The sequence below is a fragment of the Gimesia panareensis genome (assembly GCF_007748155.1).
GTDB lineage: Bacteria > Planctomycetota > Planctomycetia > Planctomycetales > Planctomycetaceae > Gimesia > Gimesia panareensis.
This window is the reverse complement of the sequence record NZ_CP037421.1, coordinates 1,370,914-1,384,458: the sequence shown is the minus strand read 5'-3', so window position 1 is coordinate 1,384,458 and position 13,545 is coordinate 1,370,914. Positions and strand designations below refer to the sequence as shown.

Annotated in this window: 11 protein-coding genes and 1 tRNA gene; 9 read left to right on the top strand and 3 right to left on the bottom strand. The window is 54.6% G+C overall.

Going from position 1 to position 13,545, the window contains the following annotated elements:
* Positions 1-15 precede the first annotated feature (15 nt).
* The 6 genes from Enr10x_RS05350 (at position 16) to Enr10x_RS05325 (ending at position 7,588) form a co-directional block, all read left to right on the top strand.
* Positions 16-1,914 (top strand): DUF4340 domain-containing protein, encoded by a 1,899-nt coding sequence (locus Enr10x_RS05350; protein WP_145448366.1) that lies wholly within the window; start codon positions 16-18, stop codon positions 1,912-1,914.
* Between the two features lie 320 nt (positions 1,915-2,234).
* The gene (locus Enr10x_RS05345; protein ID WP_145104712.1) at positions 2,235-2,732 is read left to right on the top strand and encodes a thioredoxin family protein; all 498 of its coding nucleotides are present in this window, start codon (positions 2,235-2,237) and stop codon (positions 2,730-2,732) included.
* Positions 2,733-2,803: 71 nt separating this feature from the next.
* Positions 2,804-4,225 (top strand): hypothetical protein, encoded by a 1,422-nt coding sequence (locus tag Enr10x_RS05340; protein ID WP_145448365.1) that lies wholly within the window; start codon positions 2,804-2,806, stop codon positions 4,223-4,225.
* Between the two features lie 53 nt (positions 4,226-4,278).
* A complete protein-coding gene (gene panC / locus Enr10x_RS05335; RefSeq protein ID WP_145448364.1) occupies positions 4,279-5,136 on the top strand; it encodes a pantoate--beta-alanine ligase in 858 nt (285 codons plus the stop codon).
* Between the two features lie 215 nt (positions 5,137-5,351).
* A complete protein-coding gene (locus Enr10x_RS05330; RefSeq protein ID WP_232093239.1) occupies positions 5,352-5,939 on the top strand; it encodes a sigma-70 family RNA polymerase sigma factor in 588 nt (195 codons plus the stop codon).
* The gene (locus Enr10x_RS05325; protein WP_145448363.1) at positions 5,936-7,588 is read left to right on the top strand and encodes an anti-sigma factor; all 1,653 of its coding nucleotides are present in this window, start codon (positions 5,936-5,938) and stop codon (positions 7,586-7,588) included. Before Enr10x_RS05330 ends, Enr10x_RS05325 begins: the two co-directional genes overlap by 4 nt.
* Before the next feature lie 35 nt (positions 7,589-7,623).
* On the opposite strand, the gene Enr10x_RS05320 is transcribed toward Enr10x_RS05325, so the two are convergent.
* Positions 7,624-8,670 (bottom strand): SMP-30/gluconolactonase/LRE family protein, encoded by a 1,047-nt coding sequence (locus tag Enr10x_RS05320; RefSeq protein WP_232093238.1) that lies wholly within the window; start codon positions 8,668-8,670, stop codon positions 7,624-7,626.
* A gap of 246 nt (positions 8,671-8,916) precedes the next feature.
* Between Enr10x_RS05320 and Enr10x_RS05315 the strand changes: the two genes are divergently transcribed.
* A tRNA-His gene (locus Enr10x_RS05315) sits at positions 8,917-8,990 on the top strand.
* 125 nt (positions 8,991-9,115) lie between these two features.
* Here Enr10x_RS05315 and Enr10x_RS05310 read toward each other — a convergent pair.
* A complete protein-coding gene (locus Enr10x_RS05310) occupies positions 9,116-10,255 on the bottom strand; it encodes an MraY family glycosyltransferase (RefSeq protein WP_145448362.1) in 1,140 nt (379 codons plus the stop codon).
* Positions 10,256-10,685: 430 nt separating this feature from the next.
* Here Enr10x_RS05310 and Enr10x_RS29855 point away from each other — a divergent pair, with 430 nt between their 5' ends.
* On the top strand, positions 10,686-11,309 hold the full coding sequence (locus Enr10x_RS29855) for a hypothetical protein (RefSeq protein WP_197997489.1): 624 nt from the start codon (positions 10,686-10,688) through the stop codon (positions 11,307-11,309).
* Complete coding sequence (locus tag Enr10x_RS05300; protein ID WP_232093237.1) at positions 11,212-12,393, top strand: DUF1559 domain-containing protein; 1,182 nt, start codon at positions 11,212-11,214, stop codon at positions 12,391-12,393. Before Enr10x_RS29855 ends, Enr10x_RS05300 begins: the two co-directional genes overlap by 98 nt.
* A 312-nt stretch (positions 12,394-12,705) precedes the next feature.
* On the opposite strand, the gene Enr10x_RS05295 is transcribed toward Enr10x_RS05300, so the two are convergent.
* Complete coding sequence (locus Enr10x_RS05295; RefSeq protein ID WP_145448360.1) at positions 12,706-13,521, bottom strand: class I SAM-dependent methyltransferase; 816 nt, start codon at positions 13,519-13,521, stop codon at positions 12,706-12,708.
* Between the last annotated feature and the right edge of the window lie 24 nt (positions 13,522-13,545).

Sequence of the window (13,545 nt, the reverse complement as noted above, 5' to 3'; positions counted from 1 at the left end):
AGTAAAACGTTTGCCATGAATGAAACGACGAGAACATTGACCTTTGTGGGGATCGCCGTGGTTGCCTTAATTGCGGCGTTTGTAACCGATCGCGCATCGCAACCGGTCGAACTGACGGGTTATGAAAATGTGGGTCAGGAATTTTACCCGGATTTCACGGACCCGACCCAGGCCAGGTCGCTGCGGGTGGTCAGCTACGATGAAGATTCCGCCACGCTGAAAGTCTTCAACGTGGAATTTAAAGATGGTGCCTGGCGTATTCCTTCACACCACGACTACCCGGCTGATGCCGAAGACGAACTGGCGGAAACCGCTGCGTCACTGGTGGGCGTTGTGCGGGGGGCGCTGGAAAGTCGGCGCAAGAGCGACCACGAACGCTTCGGGGTAATCGATCCGCTGGACGAGTCGAACACCAACCTGCAGGGACGGGGCCAGCGATTGACACTGGCCAAAGAGGGAGGCGCTCCGCTGGTTGACTTCATCATCGGTAAACAGGTGCCGGAGCAGCCCGGTGAATATTATGTGCGGAAAGTGGACGAAGATTCGGTCTACCGTACGAAGCTGAACGTGGATCTTTCATCTGATTTCTCGGACTGGATCGAGCCGGATCTGCTCAAAGTGGATCGGGACCGGCTGGTCGAAATCATCGTGAATAAATACTCCATCGATGAAGCCAATCGGAGTCTGAAGGACAAAGAACTTTCGACTCTCAAACGCCAGAATTCCAGCTCCCCGTGGGAACTGGAAGGCCTGAATAAAGAGACCGAAAAACTGAATACCGCCGATGTGAACCAGATGATCAACACGCTGGTGGACCTCAAGATTCAGGGCATCCGTCCCAAGCCGGCGGCGATCGCAGCCGAATTAAAGAAATCGGGACAGCTGCAGTTGAAAAACGCCATGGATTTCGTGGACCTGCAGAGCAAGGGGTTCATCGTGGCCCGAACTCAGTCAGGAGGCCAGATGCTGGTCTCCAACGAGGGGGAGGTGATCGTAATCACCAACCAGGGCGTGGTCTACTCGCTGTACTTCGGTGAAATCTTTACGGGCAGTACGCTGGACATTGAAGTCGGTAACGGCAGCAAAGAGCAAAAGGAGAAATCGCCCAAGAAAGGTTCTGAAAAGGAAGCTGATCAGAAAGAGACCGCGTCCGCAGACAAGAAACAGGACGCCGTCGAGAAGCCAGGGAAGACGAAAGAAGATGATGCCCTGAAAACCAGCCGCTATCTGTTCGTCACAGTCACCTTTGATCCGTCCTTTATCGGTGATCCACCTCAGAAGCCGACCGAACCCAAAAAGCCGGCCGACCTGAAAGAGAAGGCGGATGGCGACAAACCGGCGGATGCGAAATCGGATGACAAGAAAGATGAGAAGCAGGATCAGAAAGCCGACGAGAAAAAACCGGATCCGGCAGCAGACTATGCCGCCGCGATGAAGAAGTATGAATCGGAGCTCAAAACATACGAGAAGCAGCTCAAAGAGTACGACGAGAAGGTCATCAAAGGCCAGGAGCTCGTCCAGCAGTTGAATGAACGGTTTGCCGACTGGTACTACGTGATCTCCGCAAACAGTTTTGAGAAGCTGCGGATGTCGCGGAGCGCTCTGGTGGAACCGGCTGATAAACCCAATGAGGGCCAGGGCAAACCGGGGGCAGGCAATCCGGGTCTGGGAATTCCGGGCCTCAATCTGCCCGGGATGAAAGTGCCCGCCCAACCAGCAGGCAAGCCGGCAGTTCCCAAACCGGCTCCGGCTAAGAAACCTGCTCCTGTTCAACCCAAAGGTGAGAGCAAACCCGCCGCCGGAAAACCTGAGACAAAACCGGAGTCTTCTCCCAAAGAGAACGCTGCGAAAAAGGGCTCCGGGGAAAAAGCCTCCCAGGCTAAGCCTCCAGAGAAAGCAGCTTCGCCGAAATAATTCTGGATCACAGGCCATCACCCCTCAAAAGCCAAACCTGGAAGGATCGGTATTCCTGCCGAATTCCGTTCCGGTTTGGCTTTTTTGGCCTCGTGAACCCAATTCTGTTCCGGTTAGGTAAACTTTACGGGCCATGTGTCCGAGAAACGGGTAATTCCGGTCGAAACATTCATAGAAGTTCCTCTCCTGATACCGATAAAGCACAGTGAACGATTTATAACGATTTTGTAAGTTGCTCACATTTTACGGGTCTTTAAGTTATCAGTTACGTAAGTACAGAAATCCATTATGGCAGCAGTACTTATGAAGGAATCTAAGAAATGAAACGACTTCCCCAGAAACTCCAGTGGGCCGTTGTCGGCTTCTCACTTGTCGTCATGGTTGGCATCTGTATCGAGCTGTTGAAAGCGGATACTAAAGCTTCCGAGACCGAATCAGCCGCAGATCAAATCAAGTGGCATAAGGATCTGGAAACCGCCCATCAGGCCGCGATGAAAAGCAACAAGCCGGTTTTCATCGTATTTGATGCCAGCTGGTGCACTTACTGCCGCAAGCTGGAGAAAGATACTCTTTCGGATCCGCGGATGGCCCGCTATCTGAATCAGGCTTTCGAGCCCGTACACCTCGATTTTGACAAGGATCGCGAGATTGCCGACACCCTGAAAGTCAAATCGATCCCCTGTACAGTCGTTTTGAGTGCCGAAGCGGACCTGCTGGCCCGCCAGGTGGGGTACTCCAAAGTTCCCCGCTACCACTCGATGCTGGAAAAAGCCCGTAAACTACAGGCCGTCATCCGGCACATCGAATACTCGAAATAAAGCTGAATTCTCCCGATATCACCGAATCGCACCTGGCGCAAATCTTGAAAAAACAACAAAGAACGTGTACTTTGCGCAGTATGAATAAAAGCAAAGAGCCTTTTGGCAAGAATCCGTCGGGTGAAGGCGACTCCTGGGAGTCCCTCGCAGGTGATCTGTTTGGGATTGATTTTGACCAGCAGGTCAAACCCGAGCCCGTCGATTTTGATGAAGACGATCTGCCCGAAGAAGACGAGGCAGACGTGGAAGCAGCCTCTGAGGAACCGGAAACTCCGGCGCCTGTAGAGCCGTCCGCTGCTGCCGTTTCCGAAGAAGAAGATGATGAAGAGGACGACGACGTATTTTTCGGGGCTGCCATCTTCGATGAAGATGATGCGGAAATGGAATCTCTTTCCCTGGACGACTTAGAAGACGACGAAGAAGAAGACGACCTCGCTGCTGAACTCGAAGACGAAGAAGAGGACGACGAAGACGAAATCATCGCCGCCTTCGATGACGACGACGAAGAGGATGAGGAAGACGAAATCGAAGAAGATTTCGAGCCCGCCGCTGAAAGCGAAGCGGAAGCCTCTGACGAGGAAGAAGAAGACACCTACTGGGATGCCCTGGATGGCTGGGACTGGGACGACGACCATTCTGGTCCGGCCAGTAAGGATGTGGAAGCTGCCGACGACGAAGAAGATGAAGAGGAAGACGCCGACGAAGCGGTTGCTGAAGCAGATGAGGCGGTTGAAGAGAAACCGGCCCGTTCCCGTCGTTCCCGCAGTCGCAAAAAGAAACCAGCGACTCCCCCTGCTCCTTCAGCGCGGACTGACGAACGCCTGGACGATGATGATTCCTTCGGCTTCGGTCTGATTTCAGAAGAGGTCTCTTTTGAAGTCGAAGAGGACGTAGAAGACGAACTGGCAGATGAAGCTGTCGCGGAAGAATCCGCCGAAGCTGAAGAGACGGAAGAAGAGGAAGCCACCGAGCAGAAGAAGCCTCGCCGCCGTCGCCGCCGGAGACGTTCGCGTTCACGGAAGAAAGAAGAAGCTGCTGAAACGGCTGAAGAAGATGAAGATGATGAAGACGAAGAGGAAACGGAAGACGAATCAGCCGATCTGGAATCCGAGGACGAAGCGGCCGACGAAGATGAGGAAGAAACTGAACAGAAGCCGAAACGCTCACGACGTCGCAGACGGAAAAAACCGTCGACGGCAGAATCTGAAGACGATTCAGACAGCTCCGAGTCCACCCATCCCCGCAAGAAAGAGGTTGAAAGCAAGTACCCCAACGTTCCGAGCTGGGAAGAAGCGATCTCTTACCTGTTGAATCCCAAGCTGGTCAGCGGCAAGTCTTCCAGCAAGGACAAGGACAAAGAAAAAGAGGACAACGGCAAAAAGTCTGCTCCGGAACTGGCAGACGATCAGAGCCGCAGACGTCCCAAACGCTCCCGTCGCTCTTCCGGTAAACGGGGTGGCGGCAATCGGAAGCAGTCTCCGAAAAAATCCTAGTCACCGCTCCCCCACCGCTGTGAGGTCTCGGAGACAAATCGGAGAGAGTCCGCATGGATACGGTAGCTGAAATCCCGGAACTGCGACAACGCGTCCAGAGCGCCCGACAGGGGGGGGCCGTGGTCGGTTTTGTGCCTACCATGGGGGCCCTGCACGCAGGGCACGTCAGCCTGGTAGAAGCCGCACGACGCGACTGTGATTTTGTGGTGGTCTCGATCTTCGTCAATCCGACACAGTTCGGTCCCAATGAAGATTTCGAAAAGTACCCCCGCGTGCTGGAACAGGATCTGGAAAAATGCCAGACTGCTGGTGCTGACCTGGTCTGGACTCCGACTAAAGAGTTGATGTATCCGCCGCACTTCTCTTCTTATGTGGAAGTAGAATCTCTGACCGAAACACTGGAAGGGACCACCCGCCCGCATCACTTCCGCGGCGTGACAACCGTGGTCACCAAGCTGCTGCTCAGTTGTCTGCCCGACATGGCCTACTTCGGTGCGAAGGATTACCAGCAGCAGGCCATTGTGCGGCGGATGTGTCTCGATCTGAATATTCCCGTCGAGATTAAAACCTGCCCGATCATCCGGAATGAAGATGGTCTGGCGCTCAGCAGCCGCAATACCTATCTCTCAGCAGAAGAACGGGCGTCTGCCCTGTCGTTGTCACGGGCGCTGAACCTGGCAGAGGAACGAATTGCTGCAGGAGAAACGGACCTGGAGCGTATCAAAACAGAGATGCACGCGTTACTGGCGGGGACCCCGCTGATCAAAGTCGATTACGCGACGATTGTGGATTCCGCAACGCTGGAAGAAATTTCCGCCCCTCAAAGTCAGATGGTCGCCCTGATTGCTGCCTGGTCGGGTGCCACACGCTTGATTGACAATCGTGAACTGTCAGCGGTTTCCCAGGCCTGAGGGGCCTGGAACGGGCGTATTGATCTTTGCGGAACCCGTCAGATCTCAGGATCTGATATTGACGTAAGCTACTGAAAAGTAAGAAGATACTATTTCAGCGTCGAATAAGTTGTTGCATAATCCCGGTTTTCTGTGAACCGTGGGAACTTCTTCAGGCCCGGTTTCGTCTCTCTATTACTGTGACCAACAATGATCAATACCTGATTCAAGAGTGTTTGGCAGGTCGTACTGAAGCGTTTGATCAGCTGGTTCTTAAATATCAGGACCGCCTGTATCGAACTCTGGTGCGGATTCTGGGATCCAGTGACGATGCGCGCGACGCGGCCCAGGAAGGCTTTACCCAGGCATTTTTCAAGTTGAGCACATTCCGGGGAACAGCCGCCTTTTACTCCTGGCTGTTTCGCATCTCCTTTAACGCTGCGATTACCCAGAAACGTAAACAGAAACGATCCGCCACCACAATTGATCCTCAGGAAAACCAGTCAGGACAGTGGCTGGCAGATCCTCACCCCGAAAATCACCCTCCTGAAGTGGCAGAACGCACCGAACGCAAACAACTTGTCCATCAGGCATTGAATGAATTACAGGAAGAATATCGGACCCCGCTGATACTGCGGGAACTGGAAGGTATGTCTTACGGAGAAATCGCCGAGCTGACTGAGGTTCCCCTGGGAACCGTCCGGAGCCGCATTTTCAGAGGAAGGAATGAACTGAAACAGAAACTGAACGCGTTATTCCAGGAGGAACCCCTGGCCCGTGTTTCCGAGTCTGACCACGAGTCATCAATAAGTGAATCAAAATGAGTAGTCCATCATCTAACGAAAACCTGTCCGCCTATTTCGATCGGGAAGCCTCTGCTGAGGAATCTCACGAGGTGGAATCGCTGCTGGAACAGTCTGCTGCCGCACGACAGGAACTGCACGAGTTCGGCGAGCTCTCTCGTCTGCTGCAGGAGACCGCGACGGAGTCGGCACCACCCGAACTGGCCCCCTCGATCCGCAAACGAATCGAACAGGAGACCCTGTTAACTTCACCCAAAACGGAAACGGCACCGGTCCCTCCCGGGCCTTCGATGCTGCGTTACCGAATTGCGGTCGCCATCAGCGCCTGTTCCTCTCTGGCAGCTTTGGTCTTATTTATTTTACTGCTGAATATTCCAGAGAACCCCTCAGGTACCAACTGGCAGTTTTCCTCTGTCGATCGCCAGTCCTCAGTCATGCGTAACGCAGAACCAGCTGCGGAATCGACACTCGCCCTTAAGGAAGGGACTGAGTTCGATTCCTATCACAGCGATCTCAGCTACCAGGGCAAACCGTTCTCGGATGTAAAGCTCAAAACCGCCGCCGCGTCTCCCGCTGCGTCTCCATCCGTCAGTTTCCAGATGACGCCCCCTGCTGCGAAACAATCAGGCAAGTTGAATGAAAAACAGTTCGGCCTGAAAGCGGACGGCCTGTCCCAAGGGGTCGGTGATTTTGCCATCAGTAATTCGTTTGCCGAAAAGAAGGTCATGGAACAGATCGGGGATGTAGAAGCCCGCAGCAGAATCGCTCTGCCGGCAGTCCCCCAGATGACAGGACTGCCTGCTCATATCCCCGTGGACTCGATCCGCATCGGTGATGTGTTACCTTACTTCCAGGATATCAACGGTAAGGTAGCCGTGATCGAAGTCCGCGTGGTCGACGTGAAACAGGCACTGGGGAGGATGGAACTGCTACTGACCCGTAATAACATTCCGGTCAATAAACAGAAACAGTCTGAAGTCGAGCGGCAGTTAAACCGGGTGAAATCCCGGAAATACAAGACAGCCGATCAGAAACAACCTGCTGCAGCTGAAGAGGACGATCTGTTCGCGGTCTTCGTCGAAGCTTCGGACACTCAAGTCGCATCGGCCCTGAACGATCTACAAAGAGACCTGAATCAGAGCCAGCTGCTGGGACTTTCTCTACAGCCCGCCATTGATGAATCCTCACTGACGAAAAGCGTCAAAGATTTACCGCAACTACTGGCCGAAAACAACAGTGGTGCCGAATCCAGCCTCGCATTAAGCACCGCCACGGATCATGCTCCAGCCTCAACTGCGCCTCATTCTCCTCAGAATGATGGTCTGGAGTCGAAATCCGAGAGCGGGAACAAGGTTGCCAAAGCGAAGAAACAGCACAGTTACCAGACTCAATACCGGATGCAGCTGCCTCCCGAACAGCTGGCGCGACGTGCCCAACAGCCGAGCAGAGCGACTCCCCTGCCCGCCTTAAACCTGAACAAGGTTTCGTCTCCCGACGCACCTCTGGTGGCTCCCAAGCCGACATGGGGTATGCCCCGGACGCTTGCTGACCGAAAACTAAAAACAGACCAGAGGACGGCAGTTGAAGCTCGTCCTCCGGTACGGGTGCTGTTTGTGTTCAAGCACCCAAAGAGCAGCGCACTGCCTCCCGCACCCCCGGCGGCTCCCTGAAGAAGCCACCGGGCAGGGATTTCTGAGGCCAGTGGCTATTTCGCTTGGGGAGCTCCGACCCGACCTTTGGTTTTGGTCGGAATCCGCACCAGGTAGGTATCTGCGGTCAGGTAGAGCACGGTGCCATCGTTGCCCCAGGCACAGTTGGCAGTCCGTTCGCCCGTACTGATACGTCCCAGCAATTCGCCCTCGGGGGTGAAGATATAGCAGCCGCCCGGTCCGGTGGCGAAGACATTGCCTTTGAGGTCGGTCTTCATGCCATCGGGGAGGCCCGGCAGCTTTCCGACATTCTCAGTCACATCGCAAAAGACTTTACTCTTGCCCAGCGTGCCGTCCGGATTGACGGGGAACGCTTTCCAGAGTGCTGCCTCGGGATCAGACTGCGCGACGTACAATGTTTTTTCATCGGGTGAAAAGGCGATCCCGTTGGGCCGGGTCATCTCTTTGGTGAGCAGCGTCAAGGTACCGTCGGTCGCCAGGCGATAGACGCCACAGAAATCGAGCTCGCGACGGGGATCGTCATAGCGATTGGGCAGACCGTAGGGAGGGTCGGTAAAGTAGAAATCGCCGTTGGACTTGAAGGTACCGTCGTTGGGGCTGTTGAGTCGTTTGCCCATGTAGTTGTCGACCATCGTCCGCTTGCCCCCCTCTTTGGTGAGCACCGAAATTCGGCGGTCACCATGTTCACAGGAGACGAGGCGGCCCTGGGGATCCAGAATCAGGCCGTTGCAGCCGGGCTCTCCTCCGTAGTCAGCCACTCCCGTATAGCCGGAAGGTTTCATGAACAGAGACGCACCTGTTCCCTCTTTCCATTTCATGACCGAATTGCGGGGAATATCGGAAAAGAGCAGATAACCGTCTTTCGCATCTCCAACCCAGACGGGACCTTCGGACCAATCGAAGCCGGAAGAGAGAACCTCGATCTTCGCATCCTTGTCTATCAGTTGATCGAGACGCGGATCGATGCGAACCACTTCACCCAGCGTGGGATAGTTGGTCGAGTCCTGAGCGTGTCCCGATAGGGGAGAGATGCCCAGGAGACAGACAGCCAGAATCAGACAGGTCAATGGAGTGATTTTCATGCGCTTGTTTCCCTGTTTTGTAAGTCTATGAGATCAAGTGAATTCATCGGGGAATATTGAAGTATCAATTCTACAGATTGTGTGCGGGAGATGCACGTATCGAGGAAATATTCTTGAATCAGGGCCTTGGAATACTTGAAACCCGTATCGCGCTTCGATAACGTAGGCTCAGAACCGAATCACGCCGCCAGAGGCTTTTCAGCGGCTCTAAAATTGGTTAAAATCGGTCTGTTCAAGACACATATGGTGGGTATAGCTCAGTTGGTTAGAGCGCCGGATTGTGATTCCGGAGGTCGCGGGTTCGACCCCCGTTACTCACCCTTTTTCTTCCCCTGCGGATGATTTCCGCAATGCGGTTCTACAGTCGCTGCTCTGATTTCCCCATTCCTGATTGAAGCCTGTCCGTGAACGGAATCTGCACGCTTCCAGTGGCGACGCTCTCAGCTCAGATTTTGAGAGGCAATTCTTCCCGATAAGCCTGTGCCCGGGGATCGTGTCTGGTCACCAGCGGAATATTTCCGGGTTTGCCTGCACCATAAACGACCGCCAGGGCGATCAGTGGAGCCCAGGCAATCAGGACCAGTGGCAGTCCCCAGGCGGGCCAGAGTAAGGCGACCGTTGCCAGCGGGAACAGCCAGCAGACATTCAGGGCCAGAGCAGTCAGGGTGACTCTCCGGTGTGCCAGTTTGCGGGACAGGTTCTTCCCTTCCGGCTCTTCCAGATAGCGGGAAACGCGCTGATAGGTATGGCTCTGATGTGCCTGGTACCAGCGATCGCCGCGTAACATCCGTCTGAGCAGTGTGAAGGTGGCATCGACCCAGAACACGCCGGGCAGGATCAGCCAGACCCAGAGATTCAGTGCTCCCGAAAAGATCGTGGACACTGCCAGCATCCCCAGCATGTATCCCAGAAAGGTACTGCCGACATCCCCCATGAAAATGCGGGCGGGAGCCCAGTTGACCTGAATGAACCCGATCAGGGCCGCAGCAAGAATCCACATCAACGACAGCGTCAGTGACTGTTCCCCGGGGGACTGGTAATAGATTAACGTACCCGCTCCAACCAGAATGCCAGTTGCTTCCACCCCGGCCAGGCCGTCGATGCCATCCATGAAATTAAACAGATTGAGCCACCAGACCAGTGCCAGGGTCGTCACGCCCCAGCAGAGCCAGTCGGACTGCAGCTGGAAGCCCCACAATTCCAGTGTGGGCGCAGGCAGGAGCGTATACAGTGAGGCGGCGATGATCAGAATCTGTACCCCGAGCCGTTTCTTGATCGAGAGCTGATACAGATCATCACAAAAGCCGATCGCCGCGATCAATGCCCCGCCGCAAAGCAGGACGGTCAACAGCGAGCCGGAACTGACTTCATTCCAGTAACAGACGGTCATCGTCAGCAGGCTGGTCAGGACAAATGCCAGACCACCGCCGCGAGGCGTGGGTTGAATGTGGGAACAGCGGCTGGTCGGTTTCTGGACCAGCCCCAGAACGGAAGCCAGCCTGATCATCAGCAGCGTACCGGCTACTGTCGCCAGCAGCACACCGAAGAGCACCAGACTTGATGTGATCACACTGTCAAAAACCATTATTCATGCCAGTCTCTAATCTGAAACCAGAACCAGGGTCTCCCTCCCCGACAGGCCAGACTGTTGATTTGATAGTGGAAACCAGGGTCACGAAGGTGGGACCTGAAGTTTCCCGCACACACGCATGTCTTCCCTGAACGTATCAAAATTCGTGCAGATGAATTCTGCCTGAGAAGGGGAGTCGAGCCGCGGCGGAGTATACAAATAAGAGAAAAACGGGTCAATCCGTTATGAAACCCCTGTTTTTACAGTGGGAAATGAACCTTTTCTCATTGTTGATTTGATGAATGCGCCGGCACCTCACCACACCAACTGAACATAATCCCCCATAAGTAAAAATACGACATTGTCGTACATTTTGTGAAGAAGCGGCGTTGAGTGTGGAGTGGCGATTGATTTTGGGTCGGCTGAGAATTATTGTCAAATCGTGATGAAACAACGTGTTCGCTACTTCTCCTGGATCATCGGCATCCTGGGTCTGCTGGGGATTCTGCTCCAGTCACTCCAGGTGCAGATTGAGCATACGCATACCGGCGGAGAAAGTACGCACAGCCATTCGCAGGGACACAGTCATTCGCATGGCCATAATCATGCTCATAGCCATGGTCACGGCCATAGCCACTCGCATGCTGGACATTCCCACGGACATTCCCACGGACATGATCACCAGTCTGCCCTTGCCACCAACATAGTTCAGGCTCCCCATCGGCACGTGCACATTACCCTGCTCTGGTGGCAATTCACCATGCCACTGCCCGCCTCGGAATCTGATCAGACTCCCGTTGCAGTGGCCCGTGAAGAAATTGACGAGGCGGAGACACGGAACAGTTCGACGTCCCCTGGCGGACTGCGAATTTCTGCGATCCCCATAAATCGTCTGATTTCCGAACTGGTTTCATCCTGGATCTCGGTCACTCCTCCCGCACGCAACAGAGTCCCTGTGCGGGATTCACGCTTTGCCAACCTTGATCCGGCAGCAGCCGGCTATCAGCGTCTGCGCGACACACCGCCTGTCCCACCGCCCCAACGAATCCTTTCTGTCTCATTCTCGTAATTCCCCTGTTGCGATCGGCGTCGATCTGCATCAGGGAGTGTGCGTCGCTGACCACTGCACGATCAGGGAACGTCCCTCTCGAGCGATGCGGTTCGGCTGTCGCACGATCTTCCAGAATATTTTACGTGCACTACCGGTCCGCGCTACCGTAGCGGAGACCGCTGCGCACGTTCTTTCAGAAAGTAAAACCATGAAAACCATTCAGCAACGATCCAGCGGGTTCACGCTGATTGAACTCCTGGTGGTGATTGCGATCATCGCCATTCTGATTGCGCTGCTGTTGCCTGCGGTTCAGCAGGCGCGGGAAGCAGCCCGCAGAACGTCCTGTAAAAATAACCTGAAGCAACTCGGTCTGGGACTGCATAACTACCATGACACGCATGGCTGTTATCCGCCCGGCTATATTTACAAGCCGGGTGCATCGGGGAATCAACTGGGCTACAGTTGGATCGCCATGATCCTGCCGATGATTGATCAGGCCAACCTGTATCACCAGTTTAACTTCAACCTGCCGATCTTCGATGCGGCCAATGTGACACCTCGCGAGACTCAACTGTCTGCCCTGCTCTGTCCTTCGGATTCGGTTTCCGAGAAAAACTTTGTCGAGATGGGCAGTTCTGCGGAACGCTATGCGATGGGCTGCTATGTCGCCAGCTTCGGCCCCCCGGATCTGGACGCGACTCAGGAAAAGCGGACAGGCATGTTCAGCCGCAACAGCTCCACGCGGGCACGGGATGTAATCGACGGACTCTCCAACACGCTGTGTGTGGGAGAACGCCAGAATGGAGTCTTCCGCAACGGTGCTTCGCACGGGAACCATTTCGAGTATGAAACGACCTGGGCCGGTGCGGTCCGTGAGATTACCGATCCCACGGATGACCATGGCCACATGGTGCTGTTTCAGTCAGGGCATGTGCCCAACAACCCGCAAAGCGATGACCGGGATGTCTCGGCACCGCACATCGGCTTTGCGCAGTTCCTGCTCGGAGACGGTTCGGTACGGCTGATCGGTTCCAGTATCGACTTCGGCGTCTATACGGGGCTGAGTACGATTTCGGGAGGTGAAGTGATCGGCGAGTATTAAACTACGCTGATTAAAAGAAAGCAGCCTGCTCACATCAGCTGATGTGAGCAGGCTTTTTATTGATGCACTCACCGAAAATAATACAGAAGCTGTGGTGCCCCCCCGTTGATGTGAGCGGAATGGCGCTAGCCACCGGTTCTGGGATCAGCGTCAACATTTTTTACCGGCGGCTAGCGCCTTGCCGCTCACGAGGAAATGTTGAATGGACTTCCCTTGCGCGCAACACCGTCAGTTTCCTGCTCGCTCCGCTCAGCCCGAATTACATTCGGGCTTACCCATCAATCAATATCAACGCGCCCCTACAACTCGAACTTATTCTTCGGTTGTCTTTTCAAAGACCAGGATATGCTGGCGGGGGAGGATGCCGATGGTCTCTTTCCATTTGAGGTTGAGCTCGGGGCGGGAGACCTCTTTTTTGGCCTGGGCTTCGGTCATCTTATGTACGAGCTTAATGGGAACGCTGGGATCTTCCTTGCGGTATTCGACCAGCACGACGCGGCCTTTCGGTTTGAGTGCCTTCGAGATCTCCTGCATCATCTCATACGGAAACTCGAATTCGTGGTAGACGTCGACCATGATGGCCATGTCGATCGATTCCGGTTTCAGGCCGGGTGATTTCTGGGTGCCCAGCACGGGAATCACGTTGTCGATGCCCTGCTTCTCCATTTTCTTCTTGAGCAGGTCGAGCATTTTCTGCTGTACGTCGACGGCATAGATTTTTCCGCCCGGGCTGACGTGCTCGGCGAGGATGACTGAGATCACACCACTCCCCGCACCAATGTCGGCAATCGCCATGCCGGGCTGCAACTTGAGAGCTTTGGGAAGCAATGAGAGACGTTCTTCCTGTTCGCGTTCGACGCGCTCGAGCCAGTAGGCACCTCGAAACCCCATCACGTGAGCGATTTCCCGCCCCAGGTAGAATTTGCCGATGCCATTGGGATCGTGGTCCCGGCGATAGGTATAGTGTTCCGACTGCTTTTCCTGTTTTGTCTGTGTGGCCGCTGGCTTTGTCTGTGTGGCCGCGGGTTCCTCGGCACGCAGAGCGGTTGTCAGTACAACCAGCGTGAGGAGAGTCAGAGTACAGCAGCGGAATGTGTCAGATCGGAAAAGCTTCGACGTCAGTTTCATCAGATCTCCTTGTACCGTGTTAAC